17 protein-coding genes and 2 riboswitches are annotated in these 19,156 nt (G+C 36.5%); of the genes, 14 read left to right on the forward strand and 3 right to left on the reverse strand.

The window, feature by feature from the left end:
- The first annotated feature begins 82 nt into the window (after positions 1–82).
- The 8 genes from MHB39_RS01490 to MHB39_RS01525 all read left to right on the forward strand — a co-directional run bounded on the left by MHB39_RS01490 (position 83) and on the right by MHB39_RS01525 (position 8,309).
- Positions 83–340: a hypothetical protein gene (locus tag MHB39_RS01490; protein WP_128568303.1), complete on the forward strand. Its 258-nt coding sequence runs from the start codon at positions 83–85 to the stop codon at positions 338–340.
- A gap of 117 nt (positions 341–457) precedes the next feature.
- Positions 458–1,153 (forward strand): response regulator transcription factor, encoded by a 696-nt coding sequence (locus MHB39_RS01495; RefSeq protein WP_342545658.1) that lies wholly within the window; start codon positions 458–460, stop codon positions 1,151–1,153.
- Complete coding sequence (locus MHB39_RS01500; protein WP_342545659.1) at positions 1,143–2,438, forward strand: HAMP domain-containing sensor histidine kinase; 1,296 nt, start codon at positions 1,143–1,145, stop codon at positions 2,436–2,438. Before MHB39_RS01495 ends, MHB39_RS01500 begins: the two co-directional genes overlap by 11 nt.
- A complete protein-coding gene (locus tag MHB39_RS01505; protein WP_342545661.1) occupies positions 2,435–3,106 on the forward strand; it encodes a PepSY domain-containing protein in 672 nt (223 codons plus the stop codon). The genes MHB39_RS01500 and MHB39_RS01505 overlap by 4 nt, the downstream gene beginning before the upstream one ends.
- Before the next feature lie 90 nt (positions 3,107–3,196).
- Positions 3,197–3,721: a PepSY domain-containing protein gene (locus MHB39_RS01510; RefSeq protein WP_342545662.1), complete on the forward strand. Its 525-nt coding sequence runs from the start codon at positions 3,197–3,199 to the stop codon at positions 3,719–3,721.
- A 213-nt stretch (positions 3,722–3,934) separates the two neighbouring features.
- Positions 3,935–4,084, forward strand: a riboswitch (cyclic di-AMP (ydaO/yuaA leader).
- A 118-nt stretch (positions 4,085–4,202) separates the two neighbouring features.
- Positions 4,203–6,026 (forward strand): APC family permease, encoded by a 1,824-nt coding sequence (locus tag MHB39_RS01515; RefSeq protein ID WP_342545665.1) that lies wholly within the window; start codon positions 4,203–4,205, stop codon positions 6,024–6,026.
- A gap of 164 nt (positions 6,027–6,190) precedes the next feature.
- Positions 6,191–6,292, forward strand: a riboswitch (purine riboswitch).
- 134 nt (positions 6,293–6,426) lie between these two features.
- Positions 6,427–7,011: a xanthine phosphoribosyltransferase gene (locus MHB39_RS01520; RefSeq protein ID WP_026023439.1), complete on the forward strand. Its 585-nt coding sequence runs from the start codon at positions 6,427–6,429 to the stop codon at positions 7,009–7,011.
- Positions 7,011–8,309 (forward strand): nucleobase:cation symporter-2 family protein, encoded by a 1,299-nt coding sequence (locus MHB39_RS01525; protein ID WP_312125635.1) that lies wholly within the window; start codon positions 7,011–7,013, stop codon positions 8,307–8,309. The genes MHB39_RS01520 and MHB39_RS01525 overlap by 1 nt, the downstream gene beginning before the upstream one ends.
- 70 nt (positions 8,310–8,379) lie before the next feature.
- On the opposite strand, the gene MHB39_RS01530 is transcribed toward MHB39_RS01525, so the two are convergent.
- Entirely contained in the window at positions 8,380–9,720 is a 1,341-nt protein-coding gene (locus tag MHB39_RS01530) for an MFS transporter (protein ID WP_312125633.1), read from the reverse strand.
- A 298-nt stretch (positions 9,721–10,018) separates the two neighbouring features.
- Positions 10,019–10,804 (reverse strand): IclR family transcriptional regulator, encoded by a 786-nt coding sequence (locus tag MHB39_RS01535; protein WP_312125632.1) that lies wholly within the window; start codon positions 10,802–10,804, stop codon positions 10,019–10,021.
- 242 nt (positions 10,805–11,046) lie between these two features.
- On the opposite strand from MHB39_RS01535, the gene MHB39_RS01540 reads away from it, so the two are divergent.
- The 5 genes from MHB39_RS01540 to MHB39_RS01560 all read left to right on the forward strand — a co-directional run bounded on the left by MHB39_RS01540 (position 11,047) and on the right by MHB39_RS01560 (position 17,042).
- Positions 11,047–12,327 carry a lyase family protein gene (locus tag MHB39_RS01540; RefSeq protein ID WP_312125631.1) on the forward strand — a complete coding sequence of 427 codons (1,281 nt, stop codon included), beginning with the start codon at positions 11,047–11,049 and terminating at the stop codon, positions 12,325–12,327.
- A 14-nt stretch (positions 12,328–12,341) separates the two neighbouring features.
- Entirely contained in the window at positions 12,342–13,853 is a 1,512-nt protein-coding gene (locus MHB39_RS01545; protein ID WP_312125629.1) for an aldehyde dehydrogenase family protein, read from the forward strand.
- 25 nt (positions 13,854–13,878) lie between these two features.
- A complete protein-coding gene (locus MHB39_RS01550; protein WP_312125627.1) occupies positions 13,879–14,988 on the forward strand; it encodes a Zn-dependent alcohol dehydrogenase in 1,110 nt (369 codons plus the stop codon).
- Between the two features lie 33 nt (positions 14,989–15,021).
- The gene (locus tag MHB39_RS01555) at positions 15,022–16,407 is read left to right on the forward strand and encodes an aspartate ammonia-lyase (RefSeq protein ID WP_312125625.1); all 1,386 of its coding nucleotides are present in this window, start codon (positions 15,022–15,024) and stop codon (positions 16,405–16,407) included.
- Between the two features lie 113 nt (positions 16,408–16,520).
- A complete protein-coding gene (locus tag MHB39_RS01560) occupies positions 16,521–17,042 on the forward strand; it encodes a DUF2179 domain-containing protein (protein WP_004227692.1) in 522 nt (173 codons plus the stop codon).
- 51 nt (positions 17,043–17,093) lie between these two features.
- On the opposite strand, the gene MHB39_RS01565 is transcribed toward MHB39_RS01560, so the two are convergent.
- Complete coding sequence (locus MHB39_RS01565) at positions 17,094–18,383, reverse strand: DUF2252 family protein (RefSeq protein WP_342545667.1); 1,290 nt, start codon at positions 18,381–18,383, stop codon at positions 17,094–17,096.
- A 186-nt stretch (positions 18,384–18,569) separates the two neighbouring features.
- On the opposite strand from MHB39_RS01565, the gene MHB39_RS01570 reads away from it, so the two are divergent.
- Positions 18,570–19,139 (forward strand): YitT family protein, encoded by a 570-nt coding sequence (locus tag MHB39_RS01570; protein ID WP_048391911.1) that lies wholly within the window; start codon positions 18,570–18,572, stop codon positions 19,137–19,139.
- Positions 19,140–19,156: the final 17 nt, after the last annotated feature.

Consider the following 19,156-nt stretch of genomic DNA (forward strand, 5'->3'; position numbering starts at 1 on the left):
TTTTTTTGTTCAAATTATTAACATTACTCAATAGTGCGTAAGGATGTAAATTATTATGCTAATAGAAAAGGAAGTGTTTCTATTGAAAATCGTTCGTCTTACCTTCTTCATACTATTCTTAAGTTTAGCTTTTGTATCGATTAAACTTTCAATTAAAACAGATGAAAGGAATTATGATTGGCGTAATAACTCTGATGGTACAGTGACAATTATTCATTACAATGGTCCACATCTGGAGTTTCCCTTTCCAAGCCGTTTAAATGGCAAAAAAGTTGCTAAGGTAAGCTCAGGAATTTTTGAGAAAAGAGATATTTACAGCTTTTTACCGAAAGTTTATTAGTTAAAGAAATACCCTGTGTCAAAAAAGAAATGTATTGTCTTTCTCATCATTTTCTAATTAGACTTTCACCACTTGTATCGTATACGATGAAAAGAAAAGGCGAAGGACGGATTCGACATGACACATCGAATTTTAATTATAGAAGATGAAGAAAATATTGCGAGAGTACTACAACTGGAGCTTCAATTTGAAGGATATGAGGCAACAATGGCTCATACAGGAGCAGAAGGCTTACTACAATACCGTGAGCAGCAATGGGATTTAATTTTACTTGATATCATGCTACCTGAGATGAGCGGTATTGATGTGCTAAAGCGTATTCGTGCAACAGAATCCCAAACGCCTGTTATCATGCTAACTGCCAAAAGTGAGGTAGAGGATAAGGTAAAGGGCTTGGATTTAGGAGCCAATGATTATGTGACAAAGCCTTTTGAAATTGAGGAGCTGCTGGCACGTATACGCAATGCTTTACGATTTTCGCAGAAGGTCAGCCCAAAGCAAGTTGCTCTTACATTTGGCCATTTATCGATAAACGAGCAAACAAGGGAAGTTGTATATTTCGATAAGGAAATTCAGCTGACACCTCGTGAATTCGATTTGTTGTTCTATTTACTGAAGCATCCTAAACAAGTACTGACAAGGGAGCAAATATTAGAGGCTGTGTGGGGCTATGATTATTATGGGGATACAAATGTTGTGGATGTTTATATACGTTATGTACGACAAAAGCTTGAAGCTGCTAATCCAATACCTCTTATCCAAACAGTTCGAGGTGTGGGGTATGTGCTAAAGGAACATAGTTATGAGACTTAAAACAAAAATTCATCTACTAACAACATTGCTTATGCTAGTTATAGTAGTGGCAACAAATAGTGGAATTTATTTGTTGTATGAGAAATTTGCCTATGATACGGAGTATAATCAGCTCCAGTCACGGGCAAATGAGTTAAGCTCCACACTGAGTCAGTTAAATGCACAAACCAACCTACAGCAAGTTTTAAGAGCATATATGCCAACAGATGGTGCTGTTTATATTTATGATGGTGAACGTTTGAAAACGAAGGTTCAGGCTACACTTAAAATGCAAAAGGCGCCTTCCATTACCTACACAATGCCTGCTATTTGGATAGACGGAACGGTAGTGGACATTACATTACAGCAATCTATGGAAGAAGTAGAGCGGACTTTAGATTTGTTAAAGGTCATCTTAGTTGTTGTATCTTTCGTGGCAACGATTCCAATTTTCCTAGCGAGCTTGGTACTTGGGCGACTTATTTTATTACCGCTAGAACGTTTAAATGAGACCATGCGCAAAAGTGCATCTACTGGGAAATATGAAAAAATAGATACCACAGAAAAAGGTGGGGACGAGTTAACAAACATTAACCGCACTTTTAATATGATGATGGAGAAGCTTGAACAGCATTATCAAAAGCAACAAGAATTTGTATCAAATGCCTCCCATGAGTTAAAAACGCCTATAACTGTTATTGAAAGTTATGCAAAACTTCTCCAAAGAAGAGGTTTTGATAATCGGGAGGTTGCTCAGGAATCCTTACAAGCCATTGCCAATGAATCATCTCGTATGCATGAAATGGTGTTGCAATTGCTAGAACTAGCTAAAAACAAAGAGCAATTGGACGTTCATTTCGAACAACTAGAGCTTGTCCCATTCTTAAAAAAAGTAGCTTCACAAATGGAACAGGCTTATCATCGAACATTTAGAATTGATGCGCAGATTCCAAAATTTATTTATAGTGATGAAAAAATATTGAAGCAGCTCCTCTTTATTTTGCTTGATAATGCTAGGAAGTATAGTGAGGATGAAGTCCATATTCTAGCCACAGAAACAACTAATCAAGTACGTATTACCATCCAAGATTTTGGTATGGGTATTCCTGCAGAGCATATTCCTCATTTGTTTGAGCGTTTTTATCGTGTAACAGAGGATCGTAATCGTAAAACAGGTGGTTCAGGCCTTGGGCTAGCAATAGCACATGAGCTGGCACAACAATTAGGTATAACGATAGATGTGAAAAGTAAGCTAGGGGAAGGCTCAAGCTTTACTTTATGTATTCCAAAGGAGGGGCAGCAATGAAAAAGTGGATGTTGATAATTGTTGTTATTATCCTTCTTTGTAGTGGAGTAATTTGGTTTGTTCAAAATCGTTATTTTTACGTTCAACCTCTTAGTGAAGCGGAGGCTATTCGCTATATTGAGACTATCTATAATGGTCATGTTACACATGTGGAAAAACAAGGAGATGCCTTTGAAATGCTTTTTACGCGAGAGGATGTTAAGTATGCAGCTATACTGGATGTTACGACACAACAGGTGACTGATCTAATCATGAAAGAAGGACAAAGTAAATTACTGTTAACCGAAAAGCAGATTAGACAAATGGTTAAAAAGGAATATGGAGATGTAGAAAGCGTTATGCTTACAGACTCCATTTACACTGTCCGTGTTGAAAATGAGAAGATTCAGAAGGATTTAACACTTGATGGTTATACTGGCGAACTACTGGCAGAGAAAAAGGTTGAACCGCAAGAACAACCTATCGAAGAGCCTATTATTACTGGGCAACAGGCCATTCAAATAGCTCTCAAGCAATTAAAGGGTGAAGTGGATTCAGTTGATTTTGAAGAAACCTCAGAGGGTGGTTACTATTTAGTCGAGATTGAAACGCAGGAGGACGAAGCTACATTTCAAATTCATGCTGTTTCAGGAAAAGTACTGTCTGTGACATGGGATGACGATCATTAAATCATTCTCATGAAATTCTAATGTTCCTCTTATAGTTCTATCATCTTCACTTGGTAAGCTAAGTTTAGATAAAACAAAGGAGAGATGAACATGAAAAACATGAAAAAAATGATAATGATTCCAGCACTAGTAATTACTCTTGGAGTGGGAGTAGCGATTGGCTCGACGACTTTATTATCAGGAAATGCCCAAGAAAAAAAGATCTTATCCATGCAGGAAATTGAGAAGAAAGCGCTCGCGGTAGTGGATGGAACAGTTGCAAAGATCGAATTTGATCAAAATCAGTTTAGCTCTATTTATGAAGTAGAGGTGCATACAGATACAGAAGAATATGATTTGAAATTTGATGCTTATAGTGGAAAATTACTCAAGCAGAAAAAGGAACCTCTTGATGGAGATGATTGGGATGATCATATTCCTGCTACAACAAAAATAATTACAAAAGAGCAGGCTATCAAGACAGCCCAAACAAAAGCAAACGGTAAAGTGACAAAAATTAAGCTCGATGATGGTGTATATGAGATTGAATTGAAAGACGGTCAAAATGAATACGAAGTAGACGTGGATGCAGTCTCTGGGAGCATAATAGACTTTGAACAAGGCTACGATGACTAATTTAATGAGCTGTCTTAAAGGTAGAACATCCCTTTAAGGCAGTTTTTATTGTTTGTATTGTGGGTATATACTAGGTATTCAGGAAATTTTATTTAAGAGGTAGTTATTTAAATGTTCAAAAAAGCCTATGTTTTTACTCAAAAAAAAAGAAAAATTTTCTTCTTTACTTTTTCAATTAGCAGGCGTAATATGACATCATTATAAAAGTTTCAAATTTCTAAATCGCTGAAGCAACTAGACGCGGGGGAACCAATTTTGACGGATGGCATAGCCATTCTTGGGGTGAATCTCTTCCTTTCGGAGGAGTAGGGCAACTCAGGCCCGAATCCGACAGCTAACCTCGTAAGCGTTAAGAGCAGAAAAGTGGAGCTTGGCAGACGGATGAGCGTCTACAAGTCTTATTTAGTGATGACTTGTAGACGTTTTTTGATGTTATTTAGAAAGGCGAAACACATTCTATGAAACCAGAAGGTGTTTATCAATGAAATCCTCATTCAAACGTTATGTAATCGGCAAACCATTAAGATCCGATGCGTTAGGGGAACAAAAGCTAAGTAAAACAAAGGCATTGGCCATATTATCGTCCGATGCGTTGTCGTCAGTAGCCTATGGACCAGAACAAATTTTAATTGTCCTGATGACGGTAGGTACAATGGCGTTTTGGTATTCCTTACCTATTGCCACTGGAGTGGTTATTCTACTCGTGGCACTGATTTTATCCTATCGTCAAGTTATCTTCGCCTATCCACATGGGGGAGGCGCCTATGTCGTATCACGAGAAAATTTAGGCGTGAATGCAGGTCTTGTGGCTGGGGGTTCTTTGCTTGTTGATTATATTTTAACGGTAGCAGTAAGTGTGTCAGCTGGGACAGATGCCATTACATCTGCATTTCCAAGTCTTCACCCTTACAATGTACCCATTGCTATTATATTTGTGATTTTCTTAACGATTTTAAACCTGCGAGGTGTAACAGAGTCGGCATCTATCTTGGCGTATCCAGTTTATCTATTTGTAGGCGTTATGCTATTGCTAATCGGGGTTGGGCTCTATAATGTAGCAACTGGACAGGTGCCTGCAGAATTGCATCCAAAGATTGGTACACCAGTGGCAGGGATTAGCCTATTTATTTTATTAAAGGCATTTGCATCAGGAAGCTCAGCGTTAACAGGGGTAGAGGCTATTTCTAACGCCATACCTAATTTTAGAAATCCTGCTCCTAATAATGCTGCTAAAACGCTTTTAGCAATGGGCGGCATTTTAGCCGTTTTATTCATCGGGATTGTTAGTCTAGCTTATTTTTATGGGGTTGCACCAACAGCAGAAGCAACAGTTGTTTCCCAACTTGCAGAAGCTAGTGTTGGTCGGAATTTCCTTTATTATATTGTACAGGGGACTACGGCAATGATTTTAGTACTTGCCGCAAACACAGGATACTCAGCATTTCCATTGCTTGCTGTGAATTTATCGAAGGATGGTTTTATTCCGAGAATCTTCCAAATTCGAGGGGACCGACTTGGCTATTCAAATGGCATTTTAATGCTAGGTGTTGCAGCCATTGTTTTAATTATCTTATTTGACGGGGCCACAGAGCATTTAATTCCGCTCTATGCAGTAGGTGTATTTATTCCCTTTACATTAGCGCAAACAGGAATGATGCGAAAATGGTGGCGCGAAAAACCTAAAGGTTGGGTAGCGAGATTTACGATCAATACAATTGGGGCAGCTATCTCTTTCATCGTAGCAATGATGTTTTTTGTGACAAAAATGCCTCAAGTTTGGCCAGTGTTTATCTTTTTACCAATTATTATTTTTGTATTCCATCGCATTAAGCACCATTATCAAGCTGTTGGAGAACAGTTAAGATTAAATCATGAGGAACTGGCTACTATTGAGGGGAATGTTTTCATTGTGCCAGTAGCTGGTATAACAAAGGTGGTCGAAAACTCCCTACATTATGCTAAATCGCTCAAGGTTGATAAAGTAATCGCCTTTTATGTAGCTTTCGATCAAGCAGAAGCAAAAGCTTTTGAAGAGAAATGGAATTCATGGCAACCTGATGTACGATTAGTTACTTACTATTCACCATATCGAAGCATTACACAGCCATTAATTAAATTTATTGATAAAGTAGAACATCAATGTACAAAGACAGGTCATAAAGTAACGGTTGTTATCCCTCAATTCTTACCGAAAAAAGGGTGGCATCATATGCTACACAACCAATCGAGTCTTCTCATTCGTACATCACTGTTATTTCACAGAAATGTCGTCATTATGACTGTACCGTTCCATTTATCAAAATAATGCTAGCAAGCTAGAAAATAGTCTGTTATAATCAGTACGTTGATTGAAAACACGAACGTTTACAATTAAAAAGTTCTAGAATACCATTAAATTCCGAAAAATCAAACTTTTTTTGGTGAGAGATAGTAGCCCTTACCGAATAAAGTGATAAATTGTTTATTCTGATAGTTTCATACAAATCCACTCATATAATAGCGAGAATAGGGCTCGCAAGTTTCTACCGATTTACCGTAAATGAATCGACTATGGGTAGCAATGCTTTTAGAGAACCTCAATTTTAATGTTGTTTTCTATTCATTTCGACGTTTTTGCGCTGAATGCTTTGCTCCACTCGTAGCAGAATGGAATCAAAGTATTCGGCTTTTTTTATAATTTTTTACGAAAGAAGGATATGAAAGAAATGAAGTTATTACAAGACAAAATCATGCAAGAGGGTAAAGTATTATCTTCATCCGTATTAAAAGTTGATTCATTTTTAAACCATCAAATTGATCCGATGCTAATGAAGGAAATTGGTCATGAATTCGCAAATCGCTTCTCGGATCAAGTGATTACAAAGATTTTAACAATAGAATCTTCAGGTATCGCTCCTTCTGTCATGTTAGGACTAGAAATCGGTGCACCGGTAGTGTTCGCTCGTAAACGTAAATCATTAACACTTTCAGATAACCTTTACACATCAAAAGTACATTCATTTACAAAAAATGAAACAAATGATATTTCTGTATCACGTAATTTTTTAAGTGAAGACGACAATATTTTAATTGTAGATGATTTCTTAGCAAATGGTGAAGCTGTCAAAGGCTTACTTGATATAGCTGCACAAGCGGGTGCGAATGTTGTGGGGGTTGGAATTGTTATTGAAAAGGGCTTCCAAGATGGCGGAAAATTATTACGTGAGCAAGGTGTTCGCGTTGAGTCATTAGCGATTGTAGATTCTCTTGAAGATGGCAAAGTAACATTTGCTACGGAGGCTCGCGCGTAATGAATACCTTTAAATCGACTGCGCTAGCGATTCAACATTTACTTGCAATGTATGCTGGAGCCATCTTAGTGCCACTGATTATTGGTGGGGCAATTGGCTTCGATTCAACACAAATGACGTATTTAGTAGCGATTGATATTATGATGTGCGGGATCGCTACACTTTTACAAGTTTATTCAGGTAAATTCATTGGTATCGGCTTGCCTGTAGTACTTGGCTGTACATTCACAGCGGTAAGTCCAATTATTGCAATTGGTACAAACCCAGAACAGGGTATTACGGACATTTATGGTTCTATTATTGCCTCTGGTGTAATTGTAATGATAATTGCGGGCTTCTTCGGAAAGCTTGTAAAATTCTTCCCACCAGTCGTAACAGGGTCAGTTGTTTCAATTATCGGTATTTCCTTATTACCAGTAGCATTAAACAATATGGCGGGTGGACAAGGTGCTGAGGATTTTGCCTCTGCTTCTAATGTAGCTTTAGCCTTTATTACATTGGTTATCATTTTAGTCGTTTATCGCTTTTCTACAGGCTTTGTTCGTGCTATTTCTATTCTGATTGGATTAGTAGTAGGTACCGTTTTAGGTGCCTTCATGGACAAGGTGGATTTCACGCCAGTAGCAGATGCTAATGTATTTCACATGGTACAACCTTTCTACTTTGGCATGCCAACATTTGATGTAACGGCAATTATTACTATGACACTTGTAGCAATGGTATCTTTAGTAGAATCATCTGGTGTCTATTTTGCGCTAAGTGATATTTGTAATAAAAAATTAGATTCAAAAGATTTAGCTCGTGGCTACCGTTCAGAAGGTCTAGCTTCAGTAATCGGTGGTATTTTCAATGCCTTCCCATACACAACATTCTCACAAAACGTGGGACTAACGCGTATGTCAGGCGTAAAAGACCGAAAAGTCATTTACATCACAGGTGGTCTACTTGTAGCACTTGGCTTCCTGCCAAAAATCGCAGCATTAACAACGATTATTCCAACGTCTGTACTAGGTGCGGCAATGCTAGCGATGTTCGGTATGGTAATTACACAAGGTATGGGGATGCTAGTACCTGTTATGAATGAATCAGCGGAAAACGCCATGATTGCTGCGATTGCAGTAAGTTTAGGTGTCGGTGTATCAGTGGTTCCTGGTATTTTTGATGCTCTGCCAACAAGCGTTTCAATCTTAACGTCAAATGGTATTGTTTGTGGTTCAGTCACAGCGATAATCCTTAATATTTTATTCAACATGATTGGGCCAAAGCATAAAAAAGACCCGATGCATGGGGAGATATAATAAAGTTTCATCATAAAATGCCACCTGCTTCTTACTATTTTATATAGTAGCAGGTGGCATTTTATATTAATTATTCAGAAACGTTACTAGCATCAGTTAAAGATAGTGCCTTAGTTTCTGGAGCCCAAGCAATCGAAACAAGAGTACCAATGACTAAAATACCTGTTAAACAGAGCATCGTGTTTTGTACACCAAGGTTAGCCATACTCATTGGAAGCAGGAATGTACTAGCAGCAGAACCTAACCGGCTAATAGCTGTGGCAAAGCCTACCCCTGAGGAACGAATGTCTGTTGGAAAGCTTTCAGCAGGGAAAACACCTACTAGATTACTTACGGCAGATAAAATTAATGTAAATACAGAGAAAGCAATGATCATAAGCACCGTTAAACTACTTGGTAATATACTTAATAGTCCCAAAGAAATAACCAAAACAATGAAGGACGAAATTAAGAAACCACGTCTAGAATACTTAACTGTAAACCAAATTCCTAATAATGCTCCTATAATTAGAAGACCATTTAGTAAGAAATCTGTAGTATGTCCCGCTCTTAACCCGATTTCATCTAGAATGATTGGTAAAAACGTATAAATAGCGAAATAAGGCATTACTAAACATACAAAGAAAATACAGTTAAAGGCAGTACGCTTAATCATATCCTTATGGAATAAAGAGACAAAGCTACTTTTCTTAGCTTGTGCTACTTCATCATCTAAAATAATATTTGGTCCTATATATTTTTGCACAATTTGAAGAGCTTCTTTATGTCGGCCCTTACTTACTAACCATCTTGGCGATTCGGGTGTACCCATGCGAATAATTAAAATAATAAATGCTGGGATGGCAGAAGAGGCTAGCATCCACTTCCATGCATCAGGAGAAGCACCTGTTGCGAAAATTCCGACAATATTGGCTGCAACATATCCAATTGTCCAAATCACGCTAAAGGAACCAAGTAAAACCCCGCGATGTTTACGAGGTGAGAATTCAGCAAGCATAGTATGCCCAACACTATAATCTCCACCAAGACCAATCCCGATTAATATTCTATAAAAAACTAATTCAGTTGGTGAATCAGCAAAAAATTGAAGAATAGAAGCAAGTGTTATAATCGTAAAACTGAGAACGAATATTTTTTGTCTGCCAATGTAATCAGAAATCCAGCCTAAAATCAAGCTACCTAAAAATAAGCCTATTAAGGCAGAGCTTCCAATCAACCCCACCCAAAATGAAGACAAACCCATTTGTGGAGTAAGTAATGTAAGGGCAAACCCTACAATCCCTAAAATATATCCATCAGTGAAATGTGCTCCAAAAGTTAAACCTGCAATTTTAATATGAAACTTATTAAGTGGTGCATCATCTAGCTTGATCTTTAGTGAGTTATCCATTGTCATTGTGTTACTACTCATATCAAATTCCTCCCATCGCCCTTTAGTAAACATATTCTTGTTTGAAGTAATATGCATAAATCTTTTGTAGAGGAAATTGTTCTTAAAAAAAGTTCGTAATATGAACCGTATGATCGTAATGCGAATATTTTAATTATATGTCTATGGCTAATATGTTGTCAATTTCTTTTTGAAAGCGAATTCAATACGAAATTTTCTCTTATATAGCAATATTCCCTTTAATATTTGAAAATTAAATCAATTGTTCATAAAAAAAACAAAGCCGTAAAATCGACTTTGTCTCTAATTTCTAAATAATTTATTTTAACTGTCTTTCAATATCCTTTGCTGCATTTAATACCGTATCTTTAAGATTCAATAAATCTTCTTTAGAAAGTCTAAAGCTGGGGCCACCTACTGTTATAAATGCAACTAGGTTCCTGTTATCAAATACAGGTACAGAAATAGCATTTTCATTTTCATCAAATTCACCAATTGATAATCCCACCTGATGAGAACGTACCCATTCTAGTTCTTCTTGCAATAGCTTAGGATCTGTAATGGTATATTTCGATGTTGCAATAAGCTCTTTTTCTAAAAACTGTTCGAGTTCTTTTTTAGAAAGTAAGCTTAATAGGACTTTTCCATTAGAGGTACAATGTAATGGTGTAACAGTATTTGTATAATCAACTAATCTTACACTATGGTTCGTATCAATTTGATCAATTGTTAAAATACCGTTATGCTTTGGAACGCTTAATAATACTGTTTCACCTACCTTTTCCCTTAATTCCTCTAATGTATTTCGAGATCTGCGAATTAACGAAGTATATGGATTATTTTGTAAAGCTAATCGATAGAATGTAAATCCTAGCTGATAGCTATTCGTTGCGATGTCTTTTTCAACAAAACCTTCATTTTCTAAACTTCCTATTAACCGCCAAACAGTTGTCCTATTTAAACCACTTTTGAGAGATAAATCTTTTACAGAAATAGGTGAGCTGTTTTCTCCTATAAGCTTTAGTAGGAGTAAAGCTCTATCTACAGCTTGAACTGTAGTGCCGTCTTTACTATTTTTATTTGCTATAAGTTTATTCGTTTCCATATTTTTAATTATACATAGTTAATTTTGAAAATCAAAGCTGTCCGTATTACAGGTAATTTTATTGAATGAAGGTTCATAAATAATCTAAATGAAATCTAAAAATCTACGCTTTTTTTCGTGTTGACTTTCGTAATTTTCAGACATATAATAGCCTAAAGTTCTTAATGCGAATAAAAAGTTCATAATATGAACAATTAATGGTGTAGAGGTCATTAATTGTTGTAGAGGGAGCCATTCAAATTATGCGAATAGAAACTGATTTCTTGGGAACTGTGGAAATTCCTAATGATGCTTTATATGGTATTCAATCTGTTCGAACGAAAGAAAATCTATCTTTTTCGAAAAACATACTAAAAGATTATCCAGATTATATTCAATCATTAGCGATGGTAAAAAAAGCCGCTGCTATGGCAAACTATGAAGCCAAGGTAATTTCATTACCAATTAAAGAAAAGATTATTGTAGCGTGTAATGACTTGATTGATGGTAAGTATACAGAACATTTTATTGTTGATGTATACCACGGTGGGGGCGGTATTGGCATTAATATGAATATGAATGAGGTAGTAGCTAATCTATCTAATGAAATCAAAGGTACTTATGCTCCTGTCCATCCCATCGAACATGTAAACGCTTCACAATCAACAGCAGATGCTTGCCATACTGCTATTCGATTAGCGCTAATGAGTGGTTACAAGCGTTTAGATGTAGAGTTACAATATTTATCGCAAATTTTAAAACGGAAAACAATCCAGTTTATGCCCATTACAACTATTTCACGAACATGCTTGCAGGATGCTTCACGTATTCAGCTCGGGCAAAAGTTTAGTGGCTTTGAGGCAGTTATAAAAAGAAGACATCAAAAATTACAAGCATCCATAAACGATTTAATGATGATCAATCTTGGAGGAACTGTTATAGGTAAAGGTGATGGTGCTAGTGAGGACTATAAACAAACTGTTATTAAAAAATTACAAGAAGTGACACAATTGCCTATAAGACGACGGGAGAATTTATTTGATGCTGCCCAAAATATCGATGATTTAGCTGAGGTGTCCAAGCAGTTGAGTTTGTTTGCTACGGCATTATTAAAAATGGCTAAAGACCTTCGATTGTTATCTTCAGGGCCAGAAGCAGGTTTTGCTGAAATATCATTGCCAGCTATACAGGCGGGGTCATCTTTTTTCCCAGGAAAAATAAATCCCGTAATGCCTGAAACAATAATTCAATGCTGCAGTGAAATTATTGGCATTGAGCGAGTAGTTCAGACGGCATTTGAGCATGGAGAACTGGACTTAAATGTATTTGAAAACTTTGCAGGTGTGCATATATTAGATGGCTTTTATATGCTTACTAATTGCTTAAAAAGCTTCATAAATCTTTGTCTTGTTGACATTCAAGCCAATGAACAAAGATGTCTAGAACTATCTAATACGCGTATACCCAAAATTTGTGATTTAAAAGACAAAGTAGGATACAGCGAGGCTACAAAATTGTTGAAACAGCAATCTTTAGAGAAATAGGAGGACTAAAAATTATGAATCAGAAAATTTTTGATGGTATTGAACAACCAAAACTAGAGTGGGCTCATGATTGGTTATCTTCAACCAAAAAAAGTTATATCAATGGACAGTGGATAAATAGTAGTAGTCCTACAATCGATTCTATTAATCCAGCCAATGGGAAGGTTATTGGCAAATTCCATTGTGCTACTAAAGAGGATGTAGATTCGGCAGTTCAAGCGGCGAGAGAAGGGCTTTATAGTCCTGAATGGAAAAATATGAGCAGAAAACAACGCGGTAGAGTATTACGTGAAATTAGTAAGCTTATTATTGAGCACCACGCAGAGCTAGCAACTTTAGAGGCACTTGATAATGGAAAATTATATACAGAAGCTTACAATGATGATGTGCAAGAGGCACACGATTTATTTGAATATTATGCTGGGTGGACTGACAAATTCTATGGTGAAAATAATCCAGTAGAAGGAGATTTCTTAAGTGTAACGACGCGTGATCCAATCGGGGTTTGTGGTCAAATTGTACCCTTTAATTTTCCGATTCAAATGGCAGTTTTAAAAATGGCTCCAGCTCTAGCAATGGGAAATACCGTTATTTTAAAGCCTGCTGATAAAACTTCTTTCTCCGCTATACGACTGTTTGAAATTATTGATGAAGCTAAGGTATTACCAAAAGGTGTCATTAATTTAATTTTGGGGGATGGTCAAGTAGGGGCTTATATTAGCCAGCATATGGATATAGATAAACTATCATTTACAGGTAGTACTAAAATTGGTAAACAATTATTACGTGATTCCGCTGATAGCAACTTGAAACCAGTTACATTAGAATTGGGCGGTAAATCGCCGAACATCATCTTTGAGGACGTAACAAATTTAGAGGGCGCGATTGAACGATCCTTTTATGGTTTGTTTACACATAAAGGTGAAAAGTGCTCTTCACCAACAAGATTATTTGTTCAGTATGCTATTTATGACACTGTTGTTGAGAAGATTGCTGAATACGCCAAAAATTACCAATGCGGAGACCCATTTGATCCAAACAGCAAGCAAGGTGCTCAAATATCAAAAGAGCATATGGAATCAATTTTAGGTTATATCAAAAGCGGTAAAGAGCAGGGGGCAAGAATTGTCGCTGGTGGAGAGCGTGATCTAACGGGTACAAATGCGGAAGGCTATTTTGTACAACCAACCATTTTTGCAGATGTAGATAACAATATGAAAATCGCGCAAGAAGAAATTTTTGGCCCTGTACTTTGCATTATTCCATTTGATACGGAAGAAAACGTTATTAAAATGGCAAACGACACGATTTATGGCTTAGCTGCCGGTCTATGGACAGGTGACCCATCACGTGCCCACCGCGTAGCCAATCAATTAGATGCGGGTATGGTATTTGTTAACAAATACGGATGTTATGATTTTGCTAGTCCATTTGGAGGGGTTAAGCAAAGTGGATGGGGTAAAGAATATGCCATCCATTCCTTATCTGCTTTCACTAAAACAAGAGCAATTTGGTTTGCATATTAATTTGATATTTTAAGGGGAAATCACTATGAAAATGAAAGCTGCTGTTATGACAGAAATAAATAAACCATTAGCAATTTTAGAAGTAGAGCTTGCAGAACCAAAACATAATGAAGTGTTAGTAAAAATCGCAGCTACAGGCGTTTGCCATAGCGATTTAAATGCATTGGGTGATGGCACAACACCAACTCCAACCATTCTAGGTCATGAGGGTGCAGGAATTGTAGAGGCTGTTGGTTCAAGTGTAACGAATGTTAAAATTGGCGATAAGGTGGCGTTGAGTTGGGTTCCTTACTGCGGTACTTGTGAATTCTGTGTAACAGGAAAGGTCCATCTTTGTGAATCTGCGTTTGGACCAATGTTTGATGGTACATTATTGGATGGCACTACTCGATTAAGCATAAACAATGAGAAAGTGTACCACAATTCATTGCTTTCAACATTTGCTGAATATGCAGTTGTACCAGAGATGTCATGTATTAAAATACCTGATGAAATGCCACTTGCCCAAGCATCACTTATTGGCTGTGGTGTAGCTACTGGCTATGGTGCTGCAGTCAATGCGGCGGGTGTAAAACCAGGCTCCACTGTTGCGATTTTCGGCATTGGTGGTGTTGGTGTTAATGCAATACAAGGAGCTGCCATAGCAGGTGCAGCTAAAATAATTGCCTGTGATGTAAAAGATGCTAATCTTGAAATTGCTAAGGAATTTGGTGCAACACACATTATTAACACAAAAGATCAAGATGTTGAAGCAATTGTCAAAGAAATTACAAACGGTATAGGCGTTCATTATGCAATTGATTGTTCAGGTCATACGATTGCTACTGAAAATGCATGGAAAATAACTCGTAAAGGTGGAACAGTGGTTGTAGTTGGTGCCTTTAATCCAGAGCAAAAAATAAATTTACCTGCAGGTGGATTCCATCGTGTTGGCAAGGTGTTAAAAGGTAGCTTCTATGGAGATACACAGCCATTCCGCGATTTCCCTATGATCGCCCAATTATATTTAGATGGGAAGTTTAAGTTAGACGAGCTAGTTTTAGAGCGCATCAAGCTAGAAGATATTAATAATGCATTTGATTCCTTCCATGATTGTAGCTGTGTCAATGTTGGTCGAGCTGTCATAGAGTTTTAAAGCAATTCATAATAGAAGCAAAGGAATTAAAGGATGCGTATAGAAAAAGATTTCTTAGGTGAAATGCAGATTAGTTCTGATATTTATTATGGTATCCAAACAATGCGCTCCTTAGAGAATTTTCCTATCTCAGGGAGATCCATTGAAAGTTACCCTTACCTCATAGAGTCAATGGCCTATATAAAAAAAGCAGCAGCACTTTCAAATCATAGTGTTGGAGCACTTGATGGCCATATTAAAACAGCCATTGTGAATGCGACAGATGAAATCTTAGCAGGAAAATTTGAAAATCAATTTCCTGTAGATATTTATCAGGGAGGTGGAGGCCTTTCAACAAACATGAATTTTAACGAGGTCATTGCCAATCGAGCAAATGAACTTATTACTGGTGAAAAAGGCTATACATGTGTACATCCAAATGAGCATGTAAATATGTCACAGTCCACAAATGATGTATTGCCAAGTGCAATGAAAATGGCATGTTATCTTTATATTGATGAATTAATGAAACACTTAGAACTATTAGAAAAGACGATGGAAAATAAAGTAAATGAGTTTCGATCAGCCATTAAAATATCTCGAACATGCTTACAGGATGCTCTTCCTATAACTTTTGGTCAACAATTTAATGGATATTTATCATTTATTAAGAGACAAAAGAAGGAGTTATTAAAACTCCAACAAGACTGTTTGATGCTAGTTATCGGTGCTACCGCAGTTGGTACAAGCTTGGGTGTAGCGAAAGGCTATATTAAAGCAATGTATCAATATTTACCAATAGTTTCTGGAATACCAGTAACCAAAGTAGAAGATTTTTTTGATGGTTTACAGCATGCAGATATTTATATAAAAATCTCAGGCTGCTTAAAAGGGGTGTGTAGTGGGTTATCTAAAATGGCAAGCGATATTAGGATACTAGCTTCAGGACCTAAAGCAGGGTTAGCTGAAATCACTATTCCTTCTGTGCAACCAGGTTCATCTATTATGCCCGGGAAAATCAATCCCTGTATTCCAGAAATGATGCTACATGTTTGTTTTGATATTTATGGGATGGATCAGACAATTACAATTGCTGCTGATCGAGGAGAGCTAGAGTTAAATATATGGGAATCGATTATTATGAAAAATTTATTTGATGCATTTTCACTTTTAATATCAAGCATTCCTATCTTTAATCAAAAGTGTGTTGAGGGAATTCAAATAAATAAGGAAACAAATCAGCGGAATTCTGAAAGATCTTATTCAATTTCTATTGTCATTTCTAAATTATTTGGCTATGATATCGCAAACAAAGTAGTTACTGAAGCTGTTGAAACCAATGCTACAGTTAAAGAAATTGTCATTAAGAATGGTTTACTCAGTAAAGAAGAAGCTGATAAATTACTAAATCCCATGAATTTAGTTTATGTAGATGTTTAAAATAAAATAATCAGGGAAACGTTATAAAAACTAGATTTTATAGAATGTGACAACTTTTTAGGACATACAATATAGGGAATATATTCATTACTTTTTGAAAGGATCTAGCACAAATGCAAAGTATCGTTTTAATTTTAATCCTACAATTAGTATATGTACCTTTTTTAACATTACGAACAATATTTTTAGTAAAGAATATCACGTTCCTTGCTGCGATATTTGGGATGCTGGAGATGTTAGTATATGTATTTGGCCTTTCACTTGTTTTCAGCGGGAAGCAAAGTATGTTATCTATGGTTGTCTATGCTGTTGGGTTTGGCTTGGGTATATTTTTAGGAGCAAAAATAGAACGAAAGCTAGCGATAGGCTATGTTTATACAACCATTAATACGCAAAATAAGAATGAGGAGCTTGTGAAATTTCTTCGTAACGAAGGGTTTGCGGTCACGATTTATATCGGAGAAGGGCGAGATAGTAACCGCTATAAATATGAGATCTTAACGAAGAGGAATCGTGAAGGAGAGCTCTTTCAAATAGTAGAGCAATTTGAGCCGAATGCGTTTATTATCTCGTATGAGCCTAAATCATTCAAGGGCGGCTTTTTACTTGCTCGTATGAAGGCTAAGCAGAAATAATATTCAATATGAGAGGACCCTCGCTAAAAGCGAAGGTCCCTTTTTTACATATTACATAAATTTTGTTTCAACCCAGTTTTTGAATAAGGCATAATCTGTATAGACGGTTTCTTTGTAGCTCATTGCTTGTAAAATTGTATGTTCTATAAATACATTCTGTTCTTTACCGATTGCTTTTAAAATCTCCTCCTCGCTGTGATAGGTAAAAACATGAGAATAATCGATGTCAGCTCGTGCATGTATTTTAGCGGCAATTTTCCCCATAAGTGATGTTGTTGTAAAGTAATCCTCTACATCCTTATAGTTTTTAGGCTTAATCTTCTTTTTATAAGGAGAACGTTCTCGAATATAAAATTCCTGACCATTCATTGTAATAAAGGCTAAATGTGGATCCTCTAAGTGGTGCATGGCTTTTTGAGTTCCAACTACTCGTGCTCCTTGGTGCTCATAATGAGCCCAAAATAGATCCTGATAGGGAAGAAAGTAGGCAGGAATGGCTGTGCGTACTTCTTTCATTTCTAACACTAAATTTTCAACCCATGATGCACCCTTTTCATCTTCCACTAAAATATAGTAACGTTTTAAACCGATTGAAGCTGTACCAGATCCATATTTATAAGCTATGTCCCTAATTTTATAAGTGGAAAGTGCGTTTGAAATGGAATTGTATTCTTCAGCAGTGACGGGTTGAATTTCTTCATTCCATAAGAAAGATCGTTCTCCATCTTCATTCAGATACGTAATATCCTGTAAAAAGTAAGATCTTGGGCGTTTCTCAAGCTTTTTTAATAACCTCTTTGCAGGTCCCTTTGTATTATCTTTTGTGAATATGAGTGTTAGAGGATCATCCTGTTTACGCTCAAATCGTTTTAGCTGATCGATATAACTGTTAAGGAAATGTTGAATAGCTGTTTCTTGAGTTGTTTTATGTAAGCCCTGCTCCCCTAAATAAAGTGCAATACTAACACTCATTCGAACAATATCGTATAAATAAGAGCCTACATAGCCCTCATCGAAATCATTGACATCAAAAACAATGGAGCCAGCTTCATTTTGAAAAGCACCGAAGTTATCCATATGCATGTCACCTTGAATCCAAGTCGGTTTTCTATCAGGAGTATGGAAGATTGAGGCGGATTTTGTCATATCAAAATAAAAGAGATAGGCACTTCCACGGAAAAAGCGAAAAGGACTTTCAAGCATTTTACGGTATTTCTCCAAGCGCTGTACCTCTGTTAAGCGCATTCGTTGACCATCAAACTCTTCAAAGATTGTTTCCAATTGTTCTTGTCTTAAAAAAGTTCTAGTATGTTTAACTTGTTCCAATAAAGCATGCTCCATATCATAATCCCCTTTGTTAATTTAAAATTTATCTGTATATACGGAAATAAATTGAATAAGTTTCGAAGAAATTTAGCAAATGCACTCGATAAAAATGGCTAATCATCTAAGGTTATTTCATAACATGTTCAATAACCTATTTTCATACTATAAGACATGCATAGACACGGAGGGGGGGGGGGTTGTATGTATTTCTTTACAAAAAGTCTAGTCATTATAATAGGAAGTATTTCATTGTCGTTAGGAATAAACTTATTTTTAACGCCCTATGAAATTTTAGATGGGGGAGTAGTAGGGTTAGCGCTAATATTACATTATTTATATAAGCTCCAAATTGGTTTAATGATTATTATCATTAGTATTCCAATTTTTATTATTGCGTGGTTTAAATATAAAACCTATTTTTACAATAGTATACATGGCTTACTAACGTCTTCCTTCATTATCGATTTTTTAAAGCCTGTCCGCAATCTTGTGCAAATTGATGCGCTCTATAGTGCCATTCTTGGAGGAATACTTGTAGGCTTTGGTATTGGTCTAATGCTGCGATTTCAGACAAGCACAGGGGGGACTGACTTGATAGCACAATTTATCTGTGATAAAACGGGTATCAATGTTGGGATATTAATATTTTTTATTGATTCCATCGTGATTGTTATAGGTGGCTTTCTCCTATCAACCTCGACCTTGCTATTATCTATAATTACAGTGCTAGTTGTGGGGATTACGACAAGCATTATTACTAGTCGAGTTTAATAAACATAAAAAAAGTT

Origin of the sequence: Lysinibacillus sp. FSL K6-4013 (genome assembly GCF_038630435.1) — a bacterium.
In the GTDB taxonomy this organism is placed as follows: Bacteria; Bacillota; Bacilli; order Bacillales_A; family Planococcaceae; genus Lysinibacillus; species Lysinibacillus boronitolerans.